This is a genomic window from Streptomyces sp. NPDC054047 (genome assembly GCF_055585065.1).
Genome location: NZ_JBVJKV010000009.1, coordinates 136,420 through 162,267 on the forward strand (window position 1 = coordinate 136,420; position 25,848 = coordinate 162,267).

A 25,848-nucleotide genomic window follows, 5' to 3' on the forward strand; every position below is an offset into this window, starting at 1 on the left:
CCTTACGTCGCGTCGAGGGTGACCGTGAAGGAGAAGCGGTCGCCGCGGTAGTGGATGCGTGCCACGTCCAGAGCGTGCCCCTCCTCGTCGTAGGTGATGCCTGTGTAGTGCAGGATCGGGCTGAGCAGCGGTACTTCGAGGAGGCGGGCCGTCTCCGGGTCGGCGAGCGTGGCCTCGACGGTGTCGGTGATGCGGCTGATGCGCACGCCCACGACGTCGCGCAGGACCTTCGTCATGGGCCAGCGCGTCAGATCGTCGAGCTCGACGCGCTCGGCGAGCTCGGGGCGGATGAAGTTGTGGGCGTGATTGGTCGGTTCGCCCGTCTTCTCGTCGCTGCGCAGCCGGTGGTAGGTCGCCACCTCGGTCAGGTCGGGGAAGTGCTCGGCGAGTTCGCCGGAGACCGGAGCTGTGCCGTGCGCGAGGAGCTGGGTGCTCATGCCCGACTGCTGGGCCACGATCGCGTCGACCGAGCCGAGCAGCCGGACCGGGGAGCCGCGCTGGGCGCTGGGCTCGATGAACGTGCCGCGCCGCCGGTGGCGGGTGATCAGGCCCTCGTCCTCCAGCTCCTTGAGGGCCTGGCGCATGGTCAGGACGCTCACGCCGTAGTGCCCCGCCAGCTGCTCCTCGGTGGGCAGCCGGAGCGGGGCGTCGGGCGTGCGGCCGAGTATCGAGGCGCGCAGGGACTGCGACACCTGATACCAGAGCGGCAGTTTGCGATTCAGGACGATCGAGTCCGGGGCGAAAGCGGTCACGGTCTCTCCGAATCAGTCCGCATCGGCTTCGAAACGGGATCGATTGCGTGGTCGGCACGCGATCAGTTTCGAAAATGGCGCTCCAGACCCTCCCACACATCGTCGTATCCGCGCTGCAGATGGGCGGCCTGAGCTGCTTGTTCGGTCGCGGTCACCGGCCAGCGCGTCTCGAACATGAAGGCAAGGCCGTCGTCGATCTTCTGCGGCTTCAGCTCGGCGGCCGACGCCTTCTCGAAGGTGTCGCGGTCGGGGCCGTGCGCCGACATCATGTTGTGCAGCGAGCCGCCGCCGGGCACGAAGCCCTCCGCTTTCGCGTCGTACGCGCCCTCGATCAGGCCCATGTACTCGCTCATCACGTTCCGGTGGAAGTACGGCGGCCGGAAGGTGTCCTCGCCCACCAGCCAGCGCGGCGCGAAGACCACGAAGTCGACGCCCGCCAGGCCCGGGGTGTCGGACGGGGAGGTGAGCACCGTGAAGATCGACGGGTCCGGGTGGTCGTAGCTGATGGTGCCGAGGACGTTGAAGCGGCGCAGGTCATATACGTACGGGACGTGGTTGCCGTGCCAGGCGACGACGTCGAGCGGCGAGTGGTCGTAGGTCGCCCGCCACAGGTTCCCGCAGAACTTGTTCACCACCTCCACCGGGCGGTCCTCGTCCTCGTACGCGGCGACGGGGGCCCTGAAGTCCCGTGCGTTGGCCAGGCCGTTCGCGCCGATCGGGCCCAGGTCGGGGAGCTGGAAGGCCGCGCCGTAGTTCTCGCACACGTACCCGCGTGCGGTCTCGTCGAGCAGTTCGACGCGAAAGCGCACCCCGCGCGGGATCAGCGCCACCTCGCCCGGCTCGGCGCGCAGCAGCCCGAACTCGGTGCGAAGGAGCAGGCCGCCCTGCTCGGGGACGACGAGGAGTTCGCCGTCCGCGTCGCTGAACACCCGGTCCTTCATGGAGGAGTTGGCGTGGTAGAGGTGCACGGCCATGCCGGTGCGCTGCGTGGCGTCGCCGTTGCCGCCCAGGGTCCACAGGCCCGCGAGGAAGTCCGTGCCGGTGGCGGGCTCGGGGAGCGGGTTCCAGCGGAGGCGGTTGGGGTCGGCGGCCTGCGGGAACGGCGCCGTGCGCAGCGCGCCGTTGTCCACTCGGGTGAACGCGGGGTGCGCGGCCGAGGGGCGGATGCGGTAGAGCCACGAGCGGCGGTTGTGCGCGCGGGGCTCGGTGAACGCGGTGCCGCTGAGCTGCTCCGCGTAGAGACCGAGGGGGGCGCGCTGGGGTGAGTTGCGCCCGTGCGGCAGGGCGCCGGGCACCGCCTCGGAGCTGTGTTCGTTGCCGAAGCCGGTGAGGTACGTCAGTGCCTCCGCCGTCTTGCGCGCGCCGTCCGCGTCCGCACGGCTGCCGTCGCTGGTCTGTTCCCGGCTCATCATCGCTCCCTCGTCAACGATTCCTATGGGACACCGTAGGATTCGGCTTTTCCTTCCGCAAGGGGGATCCATGGATGTGAACAATGCTCTACTCTCCCGGGGATGCCCCACCGTGATCGGAAAGAGCCCCCGCCGCCCCCGAAAGCCCTGCGCCGCGTGCCCGTGCAGGAGCGCAGCGCCGAGCGTCTGACGCGCATCCTCGACGCCTGCGCGGTCCTCCTGGACGAGGTCGGCTACGAAGGCCTGAGCACCCGCGCGGTCGCCGTGCGCGCGGGCGTCCCCATCGGCTCGGTCTACCGCTTCTTCGGCAACAAGCGGGCCATGGCCGACGCCCTGGCCCACCGCAACCTCGACGCGTACGGAGAGCGCGTGGCGGCGCGCATGGCCGGAGTGGAGCGCGGCGACTGGCGCGGCGCCGTCGACGCGGCCTTCGACGAGTACCTCGCCATGAAGCGCACCGTCCCCGGCTTCGGCCTGGTCGACTTCGGCATCCCCTCGGCCCCCGACGCGATGCCCGACGCCAACTCGGACGTCGCCGAGCGGGTGGCGGGACTGCTCGCCGCCCACCTCGACCGGCCGCTGGACAAGAAGCTGCGCCGCACGGTGCTCGTCGGCGTCGAGGCGGTGGACGCGGTCCTCCAACTCGCCTTCCGCGCCCACCCGTCGGGCGATCCCGACCTGATCGACGAGACGCGGACCCTGCTGCACCGCTATTTCGCGGGCGCGCTGGACTGAGCGCGGGCGCGCTGGACGGAGTGCGGGCCGGCGGATTCGCGACCTGACCCCCGACGGGGCCTGACGCCGTGCATACCGGTCGGTATGGTGAGAGCGCACGTGCGCCGTAGCCGCCGCCCTGGAGGGTCCTCCATGCCCAGCACCGCCCTGCGTATCTGCTCCCTCTGCGAAGCCACCTGCGGGCTCACGCTCACCATCGAAGGGCCCCCTGACAGCGCCGAGGGCCCGCGCGTGACCGGTGCGCGCGGCGACCGGGACGATGTGTTCAGCAAAGGCTTCATCTGCCCCAAAGGCGCCTCCTTCGGAGAGGCCGACTCCGACCCCGACCGCCTCGAAGGCCCCCTCGTACGCAAGGACGGCGTACTCCAAGAGGCAAGCTGGGACGAGGCGTTCGACGCCGTCGCCGCAGGCCTGCGCCCCCTGATCGAGCGGCACGGGCCGCAGGCGGTCGGCGTGGTGCTCGGCAACCCGAACGTGCACTCCATGGCGGGCGGCCTCTACCCGCCCGTGCTCCTGAGCTCCATCGGCACCCGCAACATCTTCACCGCGAGCACCGTGGACCAGATGCCCAAGCACGTCTCCAGCGGGCTCCTCTTCGGCGACCCGCTCGCCATCCCCGTGCCCGACCTGGACCGCACCGACCATCTGCTCCTGCTCGGCGCCAACCCCCTGGACTCCAACGGAAGCCTGTGCACCGCCCCCGACTTCCCGGGCAGGCTGAAGGCACTGCGCGCCCGGGGCGGCACCCTCACCGTCGTCGACCCGCGCCGCACCCGCACCGCGAAGATCGCCGACCGGCACCTCGCGATCCGCCCCGGCGCGGACGCGCTGCTGCTCGCGGCCATGGTCCAGGTCCTCTTCGAGGAGAAGCTCACCGACCTCGGAGCACTCGAAGAGCAGGTGGAAGGCGTCGAGGACGTGCGCGCAGCCGTACGCCACTTCACCCCCGACGCCGTCTCCGACGCCTGCGACGTGCCCGCCGACACCATCCGCGCCCTGGCCCGCGACCTGGCTGCGGCACCCGCCGCCGCCGTCTACGCCCGCGTCGGCGCGAGCACCGTCGCCCACGGCACGCTCACCAACTGGCTCGTCGACGTCCTGAACGTCCTGACCGGCAACCTCGACCGGCCCGGCGGCGCCCTGTTCCCGCTCTCCGCCACCGACCGCGAGCCCCGCCCGGCAGGCCCCGGCAAGGGCTTCGCGCTCGGCCGCTGGCACAGCCGCGTGAGCGGACACCCGGAGGCCAAGGGCGAACTGCCGATCGCCGCGCTCGCCGAGGAGATCGACACCCCCGGCGACGGCGCGATCCGCGCGGTCGTCGCCATCGCGGCCAACCCCGTCCTCTCCGCCCCCGACGGCGACCGCCTCGACAAGGCCCTCGCCTCACTCGACTTCATGGTCAGCGTCGACCCGTACCTGAACGAGACCTCCTGCCGCGCCCACGTGGTCCTGCCGCCGCCCCCGCCTTCCCAGAGCGCCCACTTCGACTTCGTCTTCAACGGATTCGCCGTACGCAACCAGGTCCGCTACACCCGCGCCGCACTGCCCCTGGCCGACGGCAGGATGGCGGAGACCGAGATCCTGGCCCGGCTCGTCCTGGCCGCGAGCGGTATGCACGGCGCCGACCCGGCGGCCGTCGACGCGATGGTCGTCCAGAAGACCCTCGGCAAGGCCGTCACCGAGCCGCACTCGGCCGCGTACCACCGCGACCCCAAGGAACTCGCCGCCCTCCTCACCGGAGACAGCGGCCCCGAGCGCCGGCTCGACCTGATGCTGCGCCTGGGCCCCTACGGCGACGGATTCGGCGTACGCGAGGACGGCCTGACCCTGGAGCGGCTCCTCGCCCACCCGCACGGCATCGACCTCGGGCCGCTGGAATCCCGCCTCCCGCAGATCCTCAGGACGCGCAGCGGACGGGTGGAACTCCTCCCGGCACCCATCGCGGACGACCTGCCCCGCCTCACCGGAGCGCTGCGTGCCACCCCGGACGAGCTCGTCCTCGTAGGACGGCGCCATCTGCGCTCCAACAACAGCTGGATGCACAACGTCCGCACCCTCGTCGGCGGCTCCAACCGCTGCACCCTGCACGTTCACCCCGAGGACGCGGCCCGCATCGGCCTGGAGAACGGCGGCCACGCGCGCGTGAAGGCCGCCGGCGGACAGCTCACCGTCCCCGTCGAGGTGACCGACGCCGTACGCCCCGGAGTGGTCAGCCTCCCGCACGGCTGGGGCCACGACCGCCCCGGCACGCGCCTCGCCGTCGCGGCCGAGGACCCCGGGGCCAATGTGAACCAGCTCCTGGACGGCACGCTCCTCGACCCGCTCTCCGGGACGTCCGTGCTCAACGGCTTCCCCGTGTCCGTCACTGCCCTCGCTGCGGCGGCGGCCCAGGCAGCCCCGGCAGCAACTCGTTGACCTGGAGTTTTGCGCTTATTGCTCACACGTCAACATCTTGTTAACGCTGGAGAACGGGTCCTAACGTCAACCGGACCGCCAGACCTGGTGGGAGTTCGATGGTGAACGTTAGGTAGCCCCCATGCTGACAATCCTCGGATTCGTCATGATCGCCACCTTCCTGGTGCTGATCATGATGAAGAAGATGTCGCCGATCGCGGCACTGGTGCTGATCCCCGCGCTCTTCTGCGTGTTCGTAGGAAAGGGAGCCCATCTCGGGGACTACGTCCTCGAAGGCGTCGGGAATCTGGCGCCCACGGCGGCGATGCTCATGTTCGCCATCGTCTACTTCGGCGTCATGATCGACGTCGGCCTCTTCGACCCGATCGTCCGGGGCATCCTGCGCTTCTGCAAGGCGGACCCGGTGCGCATCGTGGTGGGCACCGCGCTGCTCGCCGCGATCGTCTCCCTCGACGGCGACGGCTCGACGACCTTCATGATCACGGTCTCGGCGATGTATCCGCTCTACAAACGCCTCAAGATGAGCCTCGTCGTCATGACGGGCGTCGCGGCCACCGCCAACGGCGTCATGAACACCCTGCCCTGGGGCGGCCCCACGGCCCGCGCCGCGACCGCGCTCAAGGTCGACGCGGCCGACATCTTCGTCCCGATGATCCCGGCGCTCGCCATGGGCCTCGTGGCCGTCTTCCTGCTCTCCTACGCACTGGGCCTGCGGGAGCGCAAGCGCCTGGGCATGCTCTCCCTGGACGAGGTCCTGGAGAAGGAGACGGCGGGCGAGACGGTTCTGGTGGGTGCCGGTGGCGGCACCGCCGACGGGCGTACCTCGCTCACGAAGAAGACCACCGGGGCAGCGGGCTCCGGAACGGACGCCGACGCCGCTGCCGCCGGGGATGCCTCCGACGAGGCCGATGACGACGACGGCTTCCAGGGCCTCGACCCCAACCGCTCCACCCTGCGCCCCAAGCTCTACTGGTTCAACGCCGGTCTCACCGTCGTCCTGCTCACCGCCATGATCATGGAGTGGCTGCCGATCCCGGTCCTCTTCCTGCTCGGCGCCGCGCTCGCCCTGACGGTCAACTTCCCGCACATGCCCGACCAGAAGGCCCGCATCGGCGCCCACGCGGAGAACGTCCTCAACGTCACCGGCATGGTCTTCGCCGCCGCCGTCTTCACCGGCGTCCTCCAGGGCACCGGCATGGTCGACAGCATGGCCAAGTGGCTGGTCGACGCGATCCCGGAGGGCATGGGCCCGCAGATGGGCCTGGTCACCGGCCTGCTGTCCCTGCCGCTCACCTACTTCATGTCGAACGACGGCTTCTACTTCGGCGTCCTGCCGGTCCTCGCCGAGGCGGGCCAGGCGCACGGCGTCGGCACCCTGGAGATCGCCCGCGCCTCGATCGCCGGCCAGGCCCTGCACATGTCGAGCCCGCTGGTGCCCGCCGTGTACGTCCTCGTCGGCATGGCCAAGGTCGAGTTCGGCGACCACACCAAGTTCACCGTCAAATGGGCCGTCCTCACCTCGCTCGTGGTGCTCGGCTCCGGAATCCTCTTCGGCATCATCTGATGCCATCGACACCGGGCCGGGCCTGGTTGCTGCGCCTCGTCATCGCCTTCGCCTTCGCGCAGGGGGCGGTGTCGATGGCGCGTCCGGCCGTCTCCTACCGGGCCCTTTCGCTGGGCGCCGACGAGCGGGCGATCGGCGTCATAGCCGGTGTGTACGCCCTGCTCCCGCTCTTCGCGGCCGTGCCGCTCGGGCGCAGGACGGACCACGGCCGGTGCGCGCCGCTGCTTCCGATCGGCGTCGTCCTGATCGCGGGCGGCTGCGCGCTCAGCGGTACGGCGGGATCGCTCGGCGCGCTCGCCGCCTGGAGCGGTGTCATGGGGCTCGGCCACCTCTGCTTCGTGATCGGCGCCCAGTCGATCGTCGCGCGGCAGTCCGCCCCCGACGAACAGGACCGCAACTTCGGGCACTTCACGATCGGCGCCTCGCTCGGGCAGCTGATCGGGCCGGTCGCCGCGGGCGCCCTCATCGGCGGGGACATGGGCCGCACCAGCGCCCTCGCGCTGCTCGTCTCCGCGGGGGTCGCGGCCGTCTCGCTCACCTCGCTCTGGCGCATCGAGCACGTGCGGCCCGCCGGTGCCTCGCCGAAGCGGGGGGACAAGGTGCCGGTGCTCGGCATCCTGCGCACCCGGGGCGTTCCCGCGGGGATCTTCATCAGCCTCGCGGTGCTCTCCGCGACGGACATCCTCACGGCCTACCTGCCGGTGGTCGGTGAGCACCGGGGCATCGCGCCCGCCACGGTCGGGGTGCTGCTCTCACTGCGGGCCGCCGCGACGATCGCCTGCCGGCTGGTGATGACGCCGCTGATCAACCTGCTCGGCCGTACGGTGCTGATCGTCGTCACGTGTCTGCTGGCCGCTGTGCTGTGTGCCGGGGTGGCGCTGCCGGTGCCTGTGTGGGGGCTGGGGGTGATGCTGGTGCTGCTTGGATTCTGTCTCGGGGTCGGGCAGCCGCTGTCCATGACGACGGTGGTGCAGGCCGCGCCGGACGGGGCCCGGTCCACCGCGCTCGCGCTGCGGCTCACGGGGAATCGGCTGGGGCAGGTGGCTGCGCCTGCCGGGGCCGGGTTGATCGCCGGGGTGGCGGGGGTGGCTGCCCCGTTCGTGATGCTCGGTGGGCTGCTTCTGGTGGCGGCCGGGTTGGGGCTGCGGCGAGGCCCTGCGAAGCCTGCTTCCGTTCCGCCCCCTCCCGAGGCTGATGGTTCCGCCCCCAGACCCCCGCTCCTCAAACGCCGAAGGGGCTGAATCTTCTCCCCGGCCCCGGCTGCGAATCTCGGACCGGGGTCGAACGGATTCAGCCCGTCCGGCGCTTGAGGGCGAGCTCGGCGGAGCCGGTGATCGACGGTCACCGCGCCGCGGGGCCCCTCACTTCACCCGCATCTCACACCGCATGCGCCGCTCATGGCCCACGATCCGCTCAGGACCCGTCAGGGTCAGCGGCACCCGGTGGTGGACGGTAGTGCTGGACGCGGCGACGCGGATTTCCAGGGCTCCCGGTTCGACGGTCCGGTCACCGTCAGGGCCGGTGTACGACGCCAGGTCGGCGTGGAACGTGGCGTGGACCTCCGCGGACCCGCCGGGGAGCAGCGGCACACGCGCGTAGCCGACCAGGCGGACCACCGGGCGTGCCACCCGGCCCACGGGGTCGTGGAGGTAGAGCTGGACGACCTCGGCCCCGGGGCGATCGCCCGTGTTGGTGACCGTGACGCGCAGGGTCGTCTCGCCGTCCGTGGGCAGCTCCTCGGGGACAGGGGACACCTCCCACGCGAACGTCGTGTACGAGAGGCCGTGCCCGAACGGGAACAGCGGCGTCGGATCGAGGCTGCTCGCCTCGCCCCGGTGGCCGAGCGGGGGCGCCAGATATGTCCAGGGCTGGCCCGTCGGCTCCCGGGGCACCCCGACCGGCAACCGCCCGGAGGGATTGACCCGCCCCGACAGGACGCCCGCCACCGCACCGCCGCCCTCCTCGCCGGGGAAGAACGCCTGCACCACCCCGGCAAGGCGGTCCGCCCAGCGGCCGAGCGCGTAGGGGCGGCCGGTGAGCAGGGCCAGGATCGTGGGAGTGCCGGAGGCGAGGGCCCTGTCGATCAACTCGCCTTGCCCGTCCGGCAGTTCGAGGTCCGGCGCGTCGCAGCCCTCGCCCGACGTGCCCCGCCCGAAGAGCCCGGACCGGTCCCCGGCCACGACCAGGCAGACCTCCGCTTCCGCCGGGTCCGCCACGAACATCGCCTCGGGGAACTCCGTACGCAGCGCGTCGAGCAGCGTCGGCACGGCGACGCCCATCGGCAACCCCGGGTGCTCGACGCCCACATGGCGCGGAAAGGTGTAGCAGCCGAGCATCGCCGCCGGGTCGTCGGCGAGCGGGCCCAGCACGGCGATCCGTACGCCGCGGGCGAGGGGGAGCGCCCCGGCCGCGTTGGCGAGCAGGACCACCGACTCCTCGGCCAACTCGCGTGCGATGAGCCGCATATGGGGCGCATCGAGGTCCACGTCCGCAGGCGGTGCGGGTGGCGCCGCCGTCCAGTCCGGGTCAAGCAGGCCGAGCTCGCACTTCTGGGTCAGGACGCGCAGGGCCGCCCGGTCCACCGTCTCCCGGGGCGGAGCCCCCGCCCCGAAGCACCGCACCGCAGGGAGCTCGACGTCCACGCCCGCCGCCAGGGCCAGCGCGGCCGCCCCCGCCCTGGAGTCCGTGACCCCGTGGGCCGACTCCAGGAAGGACACCCCGAAGTAGTCCGAGACGACCGTCCCGGTGAACCCCCATTCCTCGCGCAGGAGTTGGCCGAGCAGTGCCTGGTGCGCGTGGGCCGGGAGGCCGTCCAGGTCGTTGTACGCGGGCATCACCGAGCGGGCGCCCCCGTCCCGTACCGCCATCTCGAAGGGCGGCAGGACGACGTCCGCCAGCTCGCGCGGGCCGATGGACACGGGGGCGTGGTTGCGGGCCCCGCGCGAGGCCGCGTAGCCCGCGAAGTGCTTGAGCGTGGCGACGATCCCCGCCGACTGCAGGCCCTGGACGTACGCCGTGCCGATGGTCGCCACCAGGTAGGGGTCCTCGCCGATCGACTCCTCCGTGCGGCCCCAGCGCGGGTCGCGCACGACGTCCAGGACCGGCGCGAGGCCCTGGTGGATGCCGACCGCGCGCATCGACGCACCGATGGACTCGGCCATCCTGCCCACCAGTTCGGGGTCGAAGGACGCGCCCCAGGCGAGCGGTGTGGGGAAGACGGCCGCCTGCCAGGCGGTGAATCCGGTGAGGCACTCCTCGTGGGCGACGGCGGGCAGGGCGAAGCGGTTCGCGGCGCGGACGCGCTCCTGGAAGGCGGCGAGCCGGGCCGCGCCTTCGGCCGGTTCCACCGGGGCCGTGCCGAAGGGGCGCGTCACCTGGCCGAGGCCGTGGGGGAGCAGCTCATCCAGGTCGACGTGTTGCGCCACCTCGTGCTGGAGCGGCGCCACGTCGCCGGTCTCCTGGGCGTCCGAGCCGGGCCAGACGCTGGAGAGCTGGGCCAGCTTCTCCTTAGCGGTCATCCGGGCGAGCAGGTCCGCGGCCCGCTCGGCAGCGGGCAGCGTGGTGTCCTGCCAGGGGTGGACCATGGAACTCCTCAAGTCAGCGGCCGCCCGCGCCCATCAGACCGTCGACCAGCTGACGGCGGGCGAAGAGGTACACGGCGAAGATGGGCACGATGGACAGGACCACCGCGGCGAGCAGGGCGGGGACGTCGACGCGGAACTCGCCGACGTAGTCGTAGAGGCCGAGGGTGAGCACCCGGGACTCGGGGGACTGGGTGAGGATCAACGGGAAGAGGAAGCCGTTCCACGCCTGCAGGGCGGTGTACACGGCGGCCGTGGAGATGCCGCCGCGCGACATCGGCACGACCAGGCGGAGCAGGATGCGGGCCGGGCCCGCGCCGTCCAGCGCCATCGACTCGTACAGCTCCTCGTCGATGTCCCGCATCGCACCGGTGAGGATCAGCACGCTCACCGGCAGCGCGAACGCGGCCGTCGGCAGGATCACCGCGAGCAGCGAGTCGTACAACCGCAACTTCGTGATCAGCAGGAAGACCGGGATGATCACCGCCTGGGCGGGGATCGCGAGGCCGAGCAGGAACATCTGGAAGAGGCGCCGGGCGCCCCGGCCGCGCGCACGCACCACCGTGTAGCCGACGCACACCCCGAGCACCAGGACGATGGCGACACAGGCGACCGTCACCACCGCGGTGTTGAGGAGGTAGGTGAAGAAGCTGCTGTCCAGGACGCGGCGGTAGTTGTCGAGGGTGGGGTCGGCGGGGACGGAGAGCGGGCCGCGGTCGAAGTAGGCGTCGCGCGACTGGAGGGTCGTGGCGAGCAGGACGTACAGCGGCAGCGCGATGATCACCAGCCAGAGGAGCGCGGCGGCTCCGGCGGGGAGGTTGGGGCGCTCGCGCCGACGGCGGGTCCCGCGAGGCGGCCGCGCGGGGCCGCGGGTGTCGGGCCGCCGCTCCAGGGTGCTGGTCACAGGCCCTCCCGGGTCGAGCGCATCGCCGCGAAGCCGGTGAGGCGGACGAGCAGCAGCGAGACGCCCGTCGCGACCACGACCAGCGCCGTGGCGATCGCGCTCGCGTAGCCCATGTCGCGGGAGACGAAGCCCGTCTCGTACATCCAGTACGGGACGATCGTGGTGTCCGTGCCGGGGCCGCCCTCGGTGAGGATCAGGACGGTGTCGAAGAAGGTCAGGGCGCCGACCACCATCAGGACGGACGAGGTGACGATCGTGTTGCGCAGCTGCGGCAGCGTGATGTGGAAGAACTGCCGCACCGTGCCCGCCCCGTCGATCGACGCCGCGTCGTAGAGCGAGCGCGGGATCTGCCGGGCGCCGCCCTGGTAGAGCAGCGTGTGGAACGGGATGAACTGCCAGGCCGCCACGAACAGCACAGCCCCGAAGGCGCCGCGCGGCGAACCGAGCACGTCGCCGTCCGCGAAGCCGATCCACGGGCCGATGTCCGCGATCAGACCGAAGTTGGGGTCCAGGAGTGTCTTCCAGAGCAGCGCGAGTGCGACGGAGGAGGCGAGCAAAGGCAGGAAGAAGACGGCGCTGAGCACCGCGCGATTCTTCTGCCGGCCGGCCGCCCAGACGCCGAGCAGCAGCGCGATCGGCGTCTGGACGAGCCAGGTCAGCGCGGTGAGCAGCAGGCTCAGGACCACCGCGTCGCGCATCGTGGAGTCCTGCCACAGGCGGCGCCAGTTGCCGGTGCCGCTGAAGGACGGGAGGCCGCCGAGCCCGTCCCACTCGGTGAAGGAGAGATAGCCGACGAGGAGAAGCGGGCCGATCGCGAAGCAGAGGAAGAACAGGGCGCCGGGCGCTGCCCACAGGAGCCCGGGGCGGCCCGCACGGCCCGCATGGCCTGCCCGGCCCGCATGGCCCGCCCGGCTTCGAACGGGGGCCGGGGTCACTTCACTTCCCGCATCGCGTCGGCGAAGCCCTTCGGGCTCAGGTCGCCGTTGAAGAGCTTCTGGAGGTTGTTGGTGAGCGGTGCGGTGAACCTGGCGGGCAGGGCCTGGTCCCAGGAGAGCGTGAAGGCCGGGGCCTGGCTCACCATGTCGTACTGGTACGTGGCGTACTCGGGGTTCTCGTGCGCGGCGAGCTGCTTCTTCGCGTCCGAGGTCGCGGGGACGTCTCCGTTGGCGACGAGGTCCTTGGCGTAGCTCTGCCGCGAGGCGAACTTGAGGAACTCCACCGCCGCGTCGCGCCGTTCGCCCTTCTTGACCCGGGTGGCGTTGACGGACCAGTAGTTGGTGGGGTTGCCGACGACGTCCTTGGGGTCGCCCTTGCCGCCGGGCACCGCCGGGAACGAGGTCCAGCCGAGGCCCGACTTGGCGAACTCCTTCTGGTTGGCCTGCTGGTTGGCGTACTCCCAGCTGCCCATCAGGTGCATGGCGGCCTTGCCGCGCGCGAACAGGGTGGAGGCGCCGTCCGCCGTGTAGTTGACGGACTTGTAGTTCTTGCCGAAGGCCCCGCGGTCGACCAGATCGCGGATCGTCTCGCCCGCCTTGATCATGGCGGGGTCGTTCCAGGCCGACTTGTCGCCGTCCATGATCTTCTGGAAGACCCCGGGGCCGCCGAACCGGTCGAGGAGGTACTCCAGCCACATCAGCTCGGTCCACGGATCGGCGCCCGCGAGCGCGAACGGCGTGACGTCCTTCTCCTTGAAGGTGTCGATCAGGTCGAGCATGTCGTCCCAGGAGCCGGGGGGCTGGGCGCCCGCCTCACGGAAGACCTTCTTGTTGTAGAAGAGGATCACCGGCTGCATGCCGCGCATCGGAACGCCGTAGTACGTCCCCTCGATGCGGCCCGCGTCCAGGATCGAGGGGATGAACGCCTTCTTCAGCGCGGGGTCCTTCTTCAGGTACGGACCGAGGTCGACCAGCATGTCCTTGGCCGCGAAGTCGCTGATGGAGCCGCCGCCCCAGTTGAAGAAGATGTCCGGGGCGTTGGCGGTGCCCATGGAGGTGCGCATCTTGTCCTGGTAGCCCTCGCCGGGGATCTCGACGAGCTTCACCTTGACGTCCGAGGTCTTGTTGAAGCGGTCGACGACCTTGCGCTGTACGGCGGCCGACGGGTCGCCGTAGACCCAGGCCTCGAGCGCGGCGCCACCACCGCCCGCACTGTCCTGCGGTCCGCCGCTGCCACAGGCGGAGAGGCCGGTGGCGGCGAGCGTCAGGGCCGCGGTGGCCAGGGCCGTTCGTATGCGTGGGCGCGGTCGGCGCGGTCCGCGCAGGGGAGGAGTAGGCATCGCAGCGCACCTTCCGGAAGGGTTCCGAAAATTATCGGTCGATGCGCACGGAAGTTACGGCCACCGTTCGGACGTGTCAACGCTCCTGACAGGAAAGGGAGTTCGAAGGAACTACGGACCGGGCTTCAGGCGCGCGGCGCCGTGCTCGCCCGCACCACCAGCTCCGTGGCCAGTTCGATACGGGGCGACGCGGGCTCCTCGCCGAGCGCGAGCCGCAGCACCGTACGGGCCGCCAGCTTCCCCATGTCGGACAGGGGCTGGCGCACGGTCGTCAGCGGCGGCGCCGACCAGCTGACCTCCGGCAGATCGTCGAAGCCCACCACGCTGAGATCCTCGGGCACGCGCAGGCCGCGCCGCCGCAGGGCCTCGACCGCGCCGAGCGCCATCTGGTCGCTGGCGGCGAAGAGCGCGGTGGGCGGCTCGGCGAGGCCGAGCAGTTCGCCCGCTCCGGCGAACCCGGACGCGTGGTAGAAGTCGCCCGGCACGATCAGCTCGTCGTCGACGGGCACGCCCGCGCTCTCCAGCGCCGCCCGGTAGCCGTCCAGCCTGGCCCGGGAGCACAGGAGCCGCGGCGGACCCGCGATGAAGCCGATCCTGCGGTGGCCCAGGGAGAGCAGATGCTCCGTCGCGGCCATTCCGCCCGCCCAGTTGGTGGCGCCCACGGTCGGTGCGTCCAGGGCCGGTGAACCCGCCGGGTCGATCACGACGAGCGGCACGCCGAGCCGCCGCAGCTCGTCGTGGAGCACCGGCTCCAGGACGGAGGTCACCAGGATCACGCCGTCCGAGGCGCGGGCCCGCAGGTTCTTCATCCACTGCCGGGCCGAACCCGAGGCGCCGTGGATCGCGGAGACGACCGTGCCCGCGCCGGCCGCGTGCGCCACCTCCTCCACACCACGGATGATCTCCACGGCCCAGGGGCTGTCGAGGTCGTTGAAGACCAGGTCGACGAGGGCGGCACGGCTGCCGGGCGCGTTCGCGCGCCGCTCGTAGCCGTGCTCCCGCAGCAGGTCCTCGATGCGCGCGCGGGTCTCCTCCGAGACGTCGGACCGGCCGTTGACCACCCGCGAGACCGTCGGCACCGAGACGCCGGCCTGCCGGGCTATCTCCGTGATGGTCACCTTGCTCCTGGACCGGCTCACTTCCCCACCTCCATTGACGAGTCCCCGTCGCGCCCTTACCGTTCCGGACGCACTCTCGAAACTTTGCAGAAGTCTTCCGGAACACCGGAGTTGACGTGAAGCCTAGAGGAGTGGGACATCCATGAAGCTACAGAATCTACGCGGAGCCGCGTGCGGCCTGCCGGTGGCCGCGGTGCGAGGGTCCGGCTGAAGGCAGACGTTCCCCGGAGGCGCCGGCTGCCTCCGGGGAACGGGGTGCTGAGAAGTGCTACGCGGCTGCTACTGGACGATCTTCAGCAGCTTGTTCGGCGAACCGCTGCCCGGGCTCGTGACCTTGCCCGAGGTGGCTCCGTTCACCAGCGCCGATGAGACCTGGGCGGGCGTGGCCGAGGTGTGGCCCGCCAGGTAGACCGCCGCGGCACCCGCGACGTGCGGAGTGGCCATCGACGTACCGGAGATGGTGTTCGTGGCCGTGTCGCCGGTGTTCCAGCCGGCCTTGATGGAGACGCCCGGCGCGAAGATGTCCAGGACCGAGCCGTAGTTGGACCAGCTGGCCTTGGCGTCCGTGTTGCTGGTGGCGCCGACCGTGATGGCCGCGGGGACCCGCGCCGGGGACGACGAGGAGGCGTTGACGCCCTCGTTGCCCGCGGCGACCGCGTAGCTGACGCCGTCGGCGATGGAGTTCTTCACCGCGTTGTCCAGCGAGGTGGAGGCCCCGCCGCCGAGCGACATGTTGGCCACGGCGGGCGCGCCCGCCGCGTGGTTGGACGTCACCCAGTCGATGCCCGCGATGACACCGGCGGTCGTGCCGGAGCCGTTGTTGTCGAGCACGCGGACGGCCACGATCTTGGCCTTCTTGGCGACGCCGTACGTCTTTCCCGCGATGGTGGTCGCGACATGCGTGCCGTGGCCGTTGCCGTCCTGGGCGGTGTTGTCGCCGTCCACGGCGTCGTAGCCGTTCACCGCGCGCCCGCTGATCTCGGAGTGCGTGATGCGCACGCCGGTGTCGATCACGTACGCGGTGACGCCCGAGCCCGCGGTGTCCGGGTAGGTGTAGGTGCCGGACAGCGGCAGGCTCGTCTGGTCGATGCGGTCCAGGCCCCAGGGGGCGTTGCTCTGGGTCGCGTCCGCCTGGACCCGCCGGTTCTGCTCGACCGTGGCGACGGCGGGGTCGGCGGCGAGCGCTCTCGCCTCCGCCGCGCTGAGGTCGACGGTGTAGCCGTCGAGTGCGGACTTGAAGGTCTTCTTCACCGACCCGCCGTACTCGGATATCAGGCCCTTGCCCTGGGTCGAGGCGGCGCTGAAGCCCGAGGTCTTCTTCAGTGTGACGATGTAGCTGCCCTTGACGGCGTCGGCCGAGCCGGCCCCGATCACGGTGCCTTCGGTGGGGGCGGCCTGGGCCGGAAGGGCGGTGACCGCACCGAGCAGAGTGGCGGCGGTCGCGGTCGAGATCGCCGCGGCGATCACAGTCTTCTTGCTGCGCAGCATTGCCATTACGAGGGAGTCCTCCTCATAGGCGGCGCGCGCCCTGGGTCGGGCGGCGCAACTGTGGGGGCGTGTGCGTGATCGCACACACAGCCGGGAGCGGTGCGTTCCGCTCTCGGCGCGAACAGCAGACTGGCGGCTCTACGGGCGTAGATCAAGGGAGTTGGAGTCTTGACATGTGTCTGTCACATCGCCGCAATCGAATTCGACGGACCGTATGGGGGGTAGGTGTCCGGCCGGGGTGTATGTCCCCGGCCCCGGCGCCCCTGGTGCCGAAAAACTATCAGCGCTAGTTTGGGGTGCGGACGACTACCTGAGGAGTGCGATGAAGGCCCACGACGGCATGTACATCGGCGGTGCCTGGCGGCCCGCCGTCGGCACGGACACGATCACGGTCCTGAACCCGGCCGACGAGCAGCCGATCGGCCAGGTCCCCGCCGGTACGGCACAGGACATCGACGCGGCGGTACGTGCCGCCCGCGAGGCCTTCCCCTCCTGGGCCGCCACCCCGCCCGCCGAGCGCGGCGCGCTCATCGGCGCCCTGCGCGACCAGCTGGTCGCGCGCAAGGACGAGATCGCCGAGACGGTGACGGCGGAGCTCGGCTCCCCGCTCCCGTTCTCGCAGATGGTGCACGCGGGCGTGCCGATCCTGGTCTCCGGTTCGTATGCCGATCTCGCCGCGACGTACGCCTTCGAGGAGAAGATCGGCAACTCCACGGTCTACCTGGAGCCGGTCGGCGTGGTCGGCGCGATCACGCCGTGGAACTACCCCCTCCACCAGATCGTCAACAAGGTGGCCCCCGCGCTCGCCGCCGGCTGCACGGTGGTCCTGAAGCCCGCCGAGGACACCCCGCTCACCGCCCAGCTCTTCGCCGAGGCCGCGCACGAGGCGGGCATCCCCGCCGGTGTCTTCAACCTGGTCACCGGCCTCGGTCCGGTCGCCGGTCAGGCGCTCGCCGAGCACGAGGACGTCGACCTGGTCTCCTTCACCGGCTCGACGGCGGTCGGCAAGCAGATCGGCGCGACCGCGGGCGCCGCGGTCAAGCGCGTCGCCCTGGAGCTCGGCGGCAAGTCCGCCAACGTCATCCTGCCCAGCGCCGACCTGACCAAGGCGGTCAAGGCGGGCGTCGCCAACGTCATGTCCAACTCCGGTCAGACGTGCAGCGCGTGGACCCGGATGCTGGTGGACTCCGCGCGGTACGACGAGGCGGTCTCCCTCGCCGCCGACGCCGCGGCCAAGTACGGCGCCCGCATCGGCCCCGTCGTGAACGCCAAGCAGCAGGCGCGCGTGCGCGGTTACATCGACAAGGGGGTCGAGGAGGGCGCCCGCGTGGTGGCCGGCGGCTCCGAAGCACCGCGTGAGCAGGGCTACTTCGTCCAGCCGACGGTCTTCGCCGACGTCACCCCCGAGATGACGATCGCCCAGGAGGAGATCTTCGGCCCGGTCGTCTCGATCATCAGGTACGAGGACGAGGACGAGGCCCTGCGGATCGCCAACGGCACCGTGTACGGGCTCGCGGGCGCGGTCTGGGCGGCCGACGACGCGGAGGCGATCGCCTTCGCCCGCCGCATGGACACCGGACAGGTCGACATCAACGGCGGCAGCTTCAACCCCCTCGCCCCGTTCGGGGGTTACAAGCAGTCGGGAGTGGGCCGGGAGCTGGGCCCGCACGGCCTCGCCGAGTACCTCCAGACGAAGTCCCTCCAGTTCTGAACCCCGTTCCGCGCCTTCACAAGGAGTACGTCACCGTGGTCCGCGCCGCTGTTCTGCCCGCCGTCGGCTCTCCCCTGGAGATCACCGAGATCGACCTGCCCGAGCCGGGCCCCGGCCAGGTGCGGGTGCGTCTCGCCGCCGCCGGGGTCTGCCACTCCGACCTGTCCCTGACCAACGGCACGATGCGGGTGCCCGTACCGGCCGTGCTCGGGCACGAGGGCGCGGGGACGGTGGTGTCCGTGGGCGACGGCGTCACGCATGTCGCACCGGGCGACGGGGCGGTCCTCAACTGGGCTCCCTCCTGCGGCACTTGTCACCCCTGCTCGCTCGGCGAGGTGTGGCTGTGCGTGAACGCGCTGGCCGGTGCGGCCGACGTGTACGCCCGCCGCGCCTCGGACGGCGCGGACCTCCACCCCGGCCTGAACGTCGCCGCGTTCGCCGAGGAGACGGTGGTCGCGGCCAACTGCGTGCTGCCCGCGCCCGACGGCGTCCCGCTGACGGACGCGGCGCTCCTCGGCTGCGCCGTGCTCACCGGGTACGGCGCCGTGCACCACTCGGCGAAGGTCCGCGAGGGCGAGACGGTGGCGGTCTTCGGGGTCGGGGGAGTGGGCCTCGCGACCCTCCAGGCGGCACGGATCGCGGGCGCCTCGAAGATCATCGCGATCGATGTGACCCCGGAGAAGGAGGAGTTGGCGCGGTCCGCCGGGGCCACGGAGTACGTGGTCGCCTCCGAGAGGACGGCGAAGGACATCCGCGGGCTGGCCGGCGGGCAGGGCGTGGACGTGGCGGTGGAGTGCGTGGGGCGTGCGGTGACGATCCGTACGGCCTGGGAGTCCACGCGGCGCGGCGGCCGGGCGACGGTGGTCGGCATCGGCGGCAAGGACCAGCAGGTCACCTTCAACGCCCTGGAGATCTTCCACTGGGGGCGGACGTTGTCCGGGTGCGTGTACGGGAACTCGGACCCGGCGGTGGACCTGCCGGTCCTCGCCGATCACATCCGGGCGGGGCGGTTCGACCTGAGTGGCCTGGTGACGGACCGGATCGCCCTCGACGGGATTCCGGCGGCCTTCGAGAACATGGTCGCGGGCAAGGGGGGCCGGGCGCTGGTGGTGTTCTAGTCCCCGACACTCCGCCCCGGACCCGCACAAGACGTCCTCGACCGCCGGACGGGCTGACATCTCAGCCCGTCCGGCGATCGAGGACGAACTCGGCGAAGCCGGTGACCAAGGCTCCGCGCCGAGCGGGTCTTCGGGGAGGGGCGGGGCCGGGGAAGAAGCCTGTCTGCCTGAACCGTTGACCACATACCCACCGGTCGGTACGGTCCCTGCAATCACACGCCCACCCCCTGTCCCGTCCCCGGACCCACCGGAGTGTGCACCCGCATGGACCCCGCACCGACCTCCGTAGCACCCCTCTCCGCTCCCGCGTCACCGGCGGATCCCCACCGCCGCAAGGTGGCCACCGCTGCCGCCCTCGCCTCGGCCGTCGAGTGGTACGACTACTTCGTCTTCGGCATCGCCGCCGCCCTCGTCCTTGGCGACCTGTACTTCCCCTCCGGCAGCTCCTCCGCCGGAGTGCTCGCCGCGTTCGCCACCTTCGCCGTCGGCTTCCTGGCCCGTCCGGTCGGCGGCATCATCGCGGGCCACCTCGGCGACAAGCGTGGCCGCAAGCCCATGCTGGTCCTCGCGCTGACCCTCATGGGCCTGTCCACCACAGGAATCGGCCTGCTGCCCACGTACGAGGCGGTCGGCATCGCCGCGCCGATCCTCCTCGTCACCCTCCGCGTGTTCCAGGGCATCGCGGTCGGCGCGCAGTGGGGCGGCGCGATGCTGATGGCCACCGAGTACGCCCCCGAGGGCAAGCGCGGCCTCTACGGCAGCCTGGTCCAGCTCGGCGTCCCGATCGGCGTGGTGACCGCCAACACCGTCTTCCTGATCGCCGGGGCCGTCACCAGCGAGAGCGCCTTCGAGGCGTGGGGCTGGCGAGTGCCCTTCATGGTCGGCCTCCTGGTCCTCGTACTGGCCTGGTACATCCACACCCGCGTGGAGGAGACGCCGGAGTTCCGCGAGGCGGAGCGGGCGCTCGCCGAGAAGGAGAAGAGCCAGAAGGGCGCCGTCGGAGAAGAGGGCAACTCGCCCCTGCGCACCATCCTGCGCCACCACCTCGGCACCGTCTTCCTGGCCGGGGGGTCGTTCGCGGTGAACACCGCGACCTTCTACATCATCATCACCGGCGTCCTCGACTACACCACCCGCGAGCTCGACATGGAACGCAGCGCGGTCCTCACCGTCTCGCTCTGCGTCAGCCTCACCCAGCTCGCCCTGATCCCGGCGTCCGCCGCGCTGTCCGACCGCGTCGGGCGGCTGAAGATCTATGCCCTGGGCGCCGCGGGGCTCGCGGTCTGGGCCGTGCCGATGTTCCTGCTCATCGACACCGGTTCGCTGCTGTGGCTGGCCGTCGGCACCTTCGTGACCAGTTGCTTCCTCAGCATCATGTACGGGCCGCAGGCGGCGCTCTTCGCGGAGCTCTTCACGGCCGAGATGCGCTACACCGGAGCCTCGCTCGGCTACCAGATCGCGGCCGTGTTCGGCGGCGGGCTCGCGCCGTTCGTGATGGTGCTGCTCCTGGAGGCGACGGGCACGTCGATGGCCGTCTCCGCGTACATCATCGGCCTCGCGGTGATCGCCCTGATCTCCATCAAGGTGCTTGCGGGGCGGGCGAGTTCCCGCTGAGACCACCGGTGGCCGCGGACTCCGGCGCCGTCGTGACCGACGGCGCCGGAGTCGGCGTACACAGCCGCGAGAAGGACTTGGCCGCCGCCAGGAACGCGAGCGTCGTCAGCACGAACGGCCAGGTGAACGTGTGCCCGCCGGACGGCGCGAGGAGCGCCGACATGGCCGCCGCCACTGCGGTCGCCGTGGCGGCGCCCACCGTCGCGTACGCGAGCGTCGCGCCCCGCGCGGGAAGGAAGACGCCGCACAGTGCGAGCGCGACGAGCACCGAGTTGTATCCCATCGTGCCGTCCGTGATCTGCGCGGCCGGCGCCCCGAGCGCCCATGCCGAACCGGTCCCGACCACGCTGCCCAGGCACGCCACGGCCCCCGCGCGGCGGCTCGCGACGAAGAGGCCCAGGAGCAGCACCGCACCGACGTACCACTGCGGCATGAAGAAGATCTGGGCGAAGCCGGCGAAGAACGCCCGTGCCAGGTCGGCGAGTTGGAGCGAGGTGGGGCCCGTGGCCGCGCGCGGCAGCGCGGCCAGGCTCTCCCCGTGGTGCCAGACCCGTTCGAAGCCGGGCGCCGCGATCGTCATGGCGCTGGCGAGCAGGCAGTACGGGAGGGTGAGCGAAGGCAGGTTCCCGACGGCGAGGAGGTTGACCGCCGCCGCCGTCAGGACCGTGACGACCACGCAGCCCGCGAGGGCGAGCACGGCCGTGGACAGGTGCTCCGCGCCGAGGAACACGGCGAAACACAGCGCCGTGAGGCAGGCGTTGAACCCTTCGAGCCCGGTCGAGACGCGGTCGTGCGCCGCTCCCAGGAGTCGCGCGGTGGCCGTGCCGACGGCCGTGCCCGCCAGGCCGTAGAGGCCGTACTCCCAGCCCGCCGCGAAGAGCGCCACGCAGAAGATTCCGCCCGCTGCGGCGCTGGGCAGGAAGGTGACCTGTGCCTGGCCGCGCAGGACGTCGGTGGCGAAGGACCGTATACGGGAGGGCGGCCCGCCCTCGACGTCAAAGGGCAGGTACCCGGCATCCGTTGAATGCCCCACGGTTCACTCCCGTGTTACGTCCATGTTTCACCCGACAAGACGGATGCACTTTACATCCACTTCCGCCCGAACGGTGCCCCGCATCCGCCTTTCCACGAACAAACCCCTCCCGCGCACCCGCCCGTTCCCCCCGCAGCCTTGCCCGCAACGAACAGGCCTTTCCCGCCCACTCACCCGATTACCCCGCGGCGACAAGGGATGAGTGGGTGGGCGGGCGGGTGATCTGCGTGACGGGTGGGCGGGGAGGCGGGTTGGCCCCGGCGTCCGCAGTCGGGAGCGCGCGGGAGGGGACGCGGCGGTATGTCCGCCCGGAGCACGGTTCGCGGCGTTCCGGTGTCGAAGTACCCAGGCGGTCACCGGACGATAGCGAGGACGGACATACCGGCGCGGCCCCGCACCCACCCACGGACCGACCCCGCAGCACGCCCCACGACCCGCAGTCGGCCCCGCACCCACCCACGGACCGACCCCGCAGCACGCCCCACGACCCGCAGTCGGCCCCGCACCCACCCACAGACCGACCCCGCAGCACGCCCCACGACCCGCAGTCGGCCCCGCACCCACCCACGGACGAGTCCCGCACGGCGACCGGCGACCGGCAGGCGCAGCCCGTCATCCCGCAGGCGTCGCCACCTGCGTGTACTGGAGCGCGAGGCCGTCGAGCAGTGCCCGTAGGCCCGTCTCGAAGGCCCGTTCGTCGATTTCCTGCTGGCGCTCGGCCAGGAGGTGGGCCTGGCCCAGGTGCGGATAGTCGGCCGGGTCGTACGCGGCCTCGTCGTCCACGAAGCCACCGGCGAAGGAACCCAGCGCCGAGCCCATGATGAAGTACCGCATCAGCGCGCCGATCGACGTGGCCTGCGCGGCGGGCCAGCCCGCGTCGACCATCGCCCCGAACACCGCGTCCGCGAGCCGCAGCCCGGCCGGCCGGCGGCCGGGACCGCTCGCGAGCACCGGAACGATGTTGGGGTGCCGGGTGAGCGCCGCGCGATAGGAGACGGCCCAGTCGTGCAGCGCCGTACGCCAGTCGCGCTCGTCGGCGGCCTCGAACATCGACAGGTCGACCTGCGCGCTCACCGAGTCCGCGACCGCCTCCAGGATCTCGTCCTTGGTGCGGAAGTGGTTGTAGAGCGAAGGCCCGCTGACCCCGAGCTCCGCGGCGAGGCGCCGCGTCGAGACGGCGGCGAGGCCCTCGGCGTCCACGAGCGCACGCGCCGTCTCGACGATGCGTTCTCGGCTGAGGAGGGGCTTGCGCGGTCGGGCCATGCGGCACATAGTAGGGCTGCCGCAGGAAACTAGCAGTGCTAATTTAAATCCGAACCCCATGCCGGTCCGCACACCGTTCCCCCGAGTCGATCCGAAGAGGTGCCCCGATGAATCTGGAGCTCAGCGAGGAGCAGTCCGCCGTACGGCAGCTGGCCAAGGACTTCGTGGCCCGCGAGATCGCCCCGCACGTCATCGAGTGGGACCGCGCCGAGAGCGTGGACCGGTCAATCGTGAAGAAGCTCGGCGAGGTCGGCTTCCTCGGGCTCACCATCGACGAGGAGTACGGCGGCTCGGGCGGCGACCACCTCGCGTACTGCCTGGTGACCGAGGAGCTGGGCCGCGGCGACTCCTCCGTACGCGGCATCGTGTCGGTCTCGCTGGGCCTCGTGGCCAAGACCATCGCGCACTGGGGGAGCGAGGAGCAGAAGCGGCAGTGGCTGCCCGGGCTCACCTCCGGTGAGCTCGTCGGCTGCTTCGGGCTCACCGAGCCGGGCACGGGGTCCGACGCGGGGAACCTCTCCACGAAGGCCGTGCGCGACGGCGACGACTACATCGTCAACGGCTCCAAGATGTTCATCACGAACGGCAGTTGGGCCGACGTCGTGCTGCTCTTCGCGCGCACGAACGACGCCCCCGGGCACAAGGGCGTCTCCGCCTTCCTCGTGCCGACGGACACCCCCGGCCTGACCCGCCGCACCATCCACGGCAAGCTCGGCCTGCGCGGCCAGGCCACCGCCGAGCTGGTCCTCGAGGACGTACGCGTCCCGGCGTCGGCCATGATGGCGCCCGAGGGCAAGGGCTTCTCGGTCGCCATGTCGGCGCTCGCCAAGGGCCGGATGTCGGTCGCCGCGGGGTGCGTGGGCATCGCCCAGGCCGCCCTCGACGCGGCGGTGACGTACGCGACCCAGCGCGAGCAGTTCGGCAAGGCCATCGCGGGGCACCAGCTGGTGCAGGAGCTGATCAGCGACATCGCGGTGGACGTGGACGCCGCACGCCTGCTGACCTGGCGGGTCGCCGACCTCATCGACCGCGGGCAGCCCTTCACCACGGAGTCCTCCAAGGCCAAGCTGTTCGCGTCCGAGGCCGCGGTACGCGCCGCCAACAACGCGCTCCAGGTCTTCGGCGGCTACGGCTACATCGACGAGTACCCCGCGGGCAAGCTGCTGCGCGACGCGCGCGTGATGACGCTCTACGAAGGCACGAGCCAGATCCAGAAGCTGGTCATCGGACGCGCGCTGACCGGGGTCTCGGCGTTCTGAACGCGCCTTCTGAGCAAGGGAACTGAGCAAGGGAACTGAGTACGAGACCTGAGTACGACAGCGGATGTGCCGCCGCCACTCCCGGGCCAGGCTCTGATCATGAGTGAGACACCGGTCAAGCAGCAGGGCACCACCGCCTACTACGGTCAGGCGGTCGCGTCGTTCGCCGTGGCCCTCGGCGCCACTGCGGTCGGCATCTACAGCCTCGACGTCAGCGGCTGGATCCGCGCCTTCCTCGCCATCTCCGTCCTGTACCTGACGACGTCCGCGTTCACCCTCGCCAAGGTGATCCGGGACAAGCAGGAGGCCGGCCAGCTCGTCAGCCGTGTCGACCAGGCCCGTCTGGAGAAGATCCTCGCCGAACACGACCCCTTCAAGCCGATCGCCTGACCGCCATCCTAAGCGCTTGCTCACCGCCGGGGGTATGGTGTCCCTCCGACCGGCGGAAGGAGTGGGCGATGAGCACGGCGGAGAAGACCGAGGGCGAGGACCTGCCATGGGGCGAGGTCACGCCTGATGCGGCGCGGCGGCTGCTGATCGCCGCCGTCGAGGCCTTCGCCGAGCGTGGGTACCACGCGACGACGACCCGGGACATCGCGGGCCGCGCCGGCATGAGCCCGGCGGCGCTCTACATCCACTACAAGACCAAGGAAGAGCTCCTCCACCGCATCAGCAGGATCGGCCACGACAAGGCCCTGCGGGTCCTGCGCTCCGCGGCCGACGGTCCGGGCAGCGCGGCGGACCGGCTCGCCGACGCCGTACGCTCCTTCGTCCGCTGGCACGCCGACCACCACACCACCGCACGCGTGGTCCAGTACGAGCTGGACGCGCTCGGCGAGGAACACCGCACGGAGATCGTCGCGCTGCGCCGCCAGTCGGACGCCACCGTGCGCGACATCATCAACGACGGGGTGCGGGACGGGGAGTTCGACGTCCCCGACGTGCCGGGCACCACGCTGGCCGTGCTCTCGCTCTGCATCGACGTGGCCCGCTGGTTCAACGTCGCGGGTCAGCGGACGCCCGACGAGGTCGGCGCGCTCTACGCCGACCTCGTGCTGCGGATGGTGGGGGCCCAGAAGTAGTGGTGGGCCCAGGAGTAGTGGTGGGCGCTCAGAAGTAGTAGCGGGAGACCGACTCCGCGACGCAGGCGGGCTTCTCGCTGCCCTCGCGCTCGACGGTGACCACGGCGGTCACCTGCACGCCGCCGTCCTTGGTCGGCTCGACCTCCTTGAGCAAGGCGGTCGCGCGCACGCGGGAGCCCGAGGGCACCGGCGAGGGGAAGCGGACCTTGTTGGTGCCGTAGTTGACGCCCATCTTCATGCCATCGACCCGCATGACCTGCGGCACCAGGCTCGGCAGCAGCGACAGCGTCAGATAGCCGTGCGCGATGGTCGTCTTGAAGGGGCCCTGGGCCGCCTTCTCCGCGTCCACGTGGATCCACTGGTGGTCGCCCGTGGCGTCGGCGAACAGGTCGATCCGCTTCTGGTCGACCTCCAGCCAGTCGCTGTGTCCCAGCTGCTCGCCGACTCCGGCACGCAGGTCGTCGGGCGACGCGAAGATCCTCGGCTCTGCCATGTCCCTGGCCTCCTCAAAGTAATCGAACTAAGCG

General features: G+C 71.2%; 21 protein-coding genes. 10 read left to right on the top strand and 11 right to left on the bottom strand.

Annotation, left to right across the window (positions count from 1 at the left end):
* Positions 1-2 precede the first annotated feature (2 nt).
* Positions 3-752, bottom strand: a complete 750-nt coding sequence (locus tag ACZ6ZP_RS29300; protein ID WP_351165123.1) for a GntR family transcriptional regulator — start codon at positions 750-752, stop codon at positions 3-5.
* A 62-nt stretch (positions 753-814) separates the two neighbouring features.
* The gene (hmgA, locus tag ACZ6ZP_RS29305; RefSeq protein ID WP_361473527.1) at positions 815-2,161 is read right to left on the bottom strand and encodes a homogentisate 1,2-dioxygenase; all 1,347 of its coding nucleotides are present in this window, start codon (positions 2,159-2,161) and stop codon (positions 815-817) included.
* 102 nt (positions 2,162-2,263) lie between these two features.
* On the opposite strand from hmgA, the gene ACZ6ZP_RS29310 reads away from it, so the two are divergent.
* The 4 genes from ACZ6ZP_RS29310 (at position 2,264) to ACZ6ZP_RS29325 (ending at position 8,116) form a co-directional block, all read left to right on the top strand.
* Entirely contained in the window at positions 2,264-2,896 is a 633-nt protein-coding gene (locus ACZ6ZP_RS29310) for a TetR/AcrR family transcriptional regulator (RefSeq protein WP_351165121.1), read from the top strand.
* Positions 2,897-3,028: 132 nt separating this feature from the next.
* Positions 3,029-5,311 (top strand): molybdopterin-dependent oxidoreductase, encoded by a 2,283-nt coding sequence (locus ACZ6ZP_RS29315; RefSeq protein ID WP_469408976.1) that lies wholly within the window; start codon positions 3,029-3,031, stop codon positions 5,309-5,311.
* 121 nt (positions 5,312-5,432) lie between these two features.
* Entirely contained in the window at positions 5,433-6,875 is a 1,443-nt protein-coding gene (locus ACZ6ZP_RS29320) for a CitMHS family transporter (RefSeq protein WP_351165119.1), read from the top strand.
* Positions 6,875-8,116: an MFS transporter gene (locus ACZ6ZP_RS29325; protein WP_469408978.1), complete on the top strand. Its 1,242-nt coding sequence runs from the start codon at positions 6,875-6,877 to the stop codon at positions 8,114-8,116. Before ACZ6ZP_RS29320 ends, ACZ6ZP_RS29325 begins: the two co-directional genes overlap by 1 nt.
* 120 nt (positions 8,117-8,236) lie before the next feature.
* On the opposite strand, the gene ACZ6ZP_RS29330 is transcribed toward ACZ6ZP_RS29325, so the two are convergent.
* From ACZ6ZP_RS29330 to ACZ6ZP_RS29355, 6 genes are all read right to left on the bottom strand, one after another.
* On the bottom strand, positions 8,237-10,459 hold the full coding sequence (locus ACZ6ZP_RS29330; protein ID WP_469408980.1) for a beta-xylosidase/alpha-l-arabinosidase: 2,223 nt from the start codon (positions 10,457-10,459) through the stop codon (positions 8,237-8,239).
* A 13-nt stretch (positions 10,460-10,472) separates the two neighbouring features.
* Entirely contained in the window at positions 10,473-11,360 is an 888-nt protein-coding gene (locus tag ACZ6ZP_RS29335) for a carbohydrate ABC transporter permease (protein WP_366462611.1), read from the bottom strand.
* A complete protein-coding gene (locus ACZ6ZP_RS29340) occupies positions 11,357-12,295 on the bottom strand; it encodes a carbohydrate ABC transporter permease (RefSeq protein ID WP_366462612.1) in 939 nt (312 codons plus the stop codon). The genes ACZ6ZP_RS29335 and ACZ6ZP_RS29340 overlap by 4 nt, the downstream gene beginning before the upstream one ends.
* Positions 12,292-13,635, bottom strand: coding sequence for an ABC transporter substrate-binding protein (locus tag ACZ6ZP_RS29345; protein ID WP_383818044.1), 1,344 nt, complete (start codon positions 13,633-13,635; stop codon positions 12,292-12,294). Before ACZ6ZP_RS29345 ends, ACZ6ZP_RS29340 begins: the two co-directional genes overlap by 4 nt.
* Before the next feature lie 125 nt (positions 13,636-13,760).
* Complete coding sequence (locus tag ACZ6ZP_RS29350) at positions 13,761-14,774, bottom strand: LacI family DNA-binding transcriptional regulator (RefSeq protein WP_351165112.1); 1,014 nt, start codon at positions 14,772-14,774, stop codon at positions 13,761-13,763.
* A 258-nt stretch (positions 14,775-15,032) separates the two neighbouring features.
* Positions 15,033-16,247 (bottom strand): S8 family peptidase, encoded by a 1,215-nt coding sequence (locus ACZ6ZP_RS29355; RefSeq protein ID WP_351165111.1) that lies wholly within the window; start codon positions 16,245-16,247, stop codon positions 15,033-15,035.
* Between the two features lie 316 nt (positions 16,248-16,563).
* Here ACZ6ZP_RS29355 and ACZ6ZP_RS29360 point away from each other — a divergent pair, with 316 nt between their 5' ends.
* The 3 genes from ACZ6ZP_RS29360 (at position 16,564) to ACZ6ZP_RS29370 (ending at position 20,684) form a co-directional block, all read left to right on the top strand.
* Positions 16,564-17,952 carry an aldehyde dehydrogenase family protein gene (locus ACZ6ZP_RS29360; protein WP_351165110.1) on the top strand — a complete coding sequence of 463 codons (1,389 nt, stop codon included), beginning with the start codon at positions 16,564-16,566 and terminating at the stop codon, positions 17,950-17,952.
* A gap of 35 nt (positions 17,953-17,987) precedes the next feature.
* Entirely contained in the window at positions 17,988-19,070 is a 1,083-nt protein-coding gene (locus tag ACZ6ZP_RS29365) for a Zn-dependent alcohol dehydrogenase (protein WP_469408983.1), read from the top strand.
* 264 nt (positions 19,071-19,334) lie between these two features.
* Positions 19,335-20,684: an MFS transporter gene (locus tag ACZ6ZP_RS29370; RefSeq protein ID WP_361462981.1), complete on the top strand. Its 1,350-nt coding sequence runs from the start codon at positions 19,335-19,337 to the stop codon at positions 20,682-20,684.
* Here ACZ6ZP_RS29370 and ACZ6ZP_RS29375 read toward each other — a convergent pair.
* Entirely contained in the window at positions 20,650-21,717 is a 1,068-nt protein-coding gene (locus ACZ6ZP_RS29375) for an urea transporter (protein ID WP_351165105.1), read from the bottom strand. The genes ACZ6ZP_RS29370 and ACZ6ZP_RS29375 overlap by 35 nt on opposite strands.
* Positions 21,718-22,329: 612 nt before the next feature.
* Positions 22,330-22,980 (bottom strand): TetR/AcrR family transcriptional regulator, encoded by a 651-nt coding sequence (locus ACZ6ZP_RS29380; RefSeq protein ID WP_366462616.1) that lies wholly within the window; start codon positions 22,978-22,980, stop codon positions 22,330-22,332.
* A gap of 107 nt (positions 22,981-23,087) precedes the next feature.
* Here ACZ6ZP_RS29380 and ACZ6ZP_RS29385 point away from each other — a divergent pair, with 107 nt between their 5' ends.
* The 3 genes from ACZ6ZP_RS29385 to ACZ6ZP_RS29395 all read left to right on the top strand — a co-directional run bounded on the left by ACZ6ZP_RS29385 (position 23,088) and on the right by ACZ6ZP_RS29395 (position 25,321).
* Entirely contained in the window at positions 23,088-24,239 is a 1,152-nt protein-coding gene (locus ACZ6ZP_RS29385) for an acyl-CoA dehydrogenase family protein (RefSeq protein WP_361462987.1), read from the top strand.
* Between the two features lie 99 nt (positions 24,240-24,338).
* Entirely contained in the window at positions 24,339-24,629 is a 291-nt protein-coding gene (locus ACZ6ZP_RS29390) for a YiaA/YiaB family inner membrane protein (RefSeq protein ID WP_351165100.1), read from the top strand.
* A 68-nt stretch (positions 24,630-24,697) separates the two neighbouring features.
* The gene (locus tag ACZ6ZP_RS29395) at positions 24,698-25,321 is read left to right on the top strand and encodes a TetR/AcrR family transcriptional regulator (RefSeq protein WP_351165099.1); all 624 of its coding nucleotides are present in this window, start codon (positions 24,698-24,700) and stop codon (positions 25,319-25,321) included.
* A 28-nt stretch (positions 25,322-25,349) separates the two neighbouring features.
* On the opposite strand, the gene ACZ6ZP_RS29400 is transcribed toward ACZ6ZP_RS29395, so the two are convergent.
* On the bottom strand, positions 25,350-25,814 hold the full coding sequence (locus tag ACZ6ZP_RS29400) for a MaoC family dehydratase (protein WP_383818051.1): 465 nt from the start codon (positions 25,812-25,814) through the stop codon (positions 25,350-25,352).
* Between the last annotated feature and the right edge of the window lie 34 nt (positions 25,815-25,848).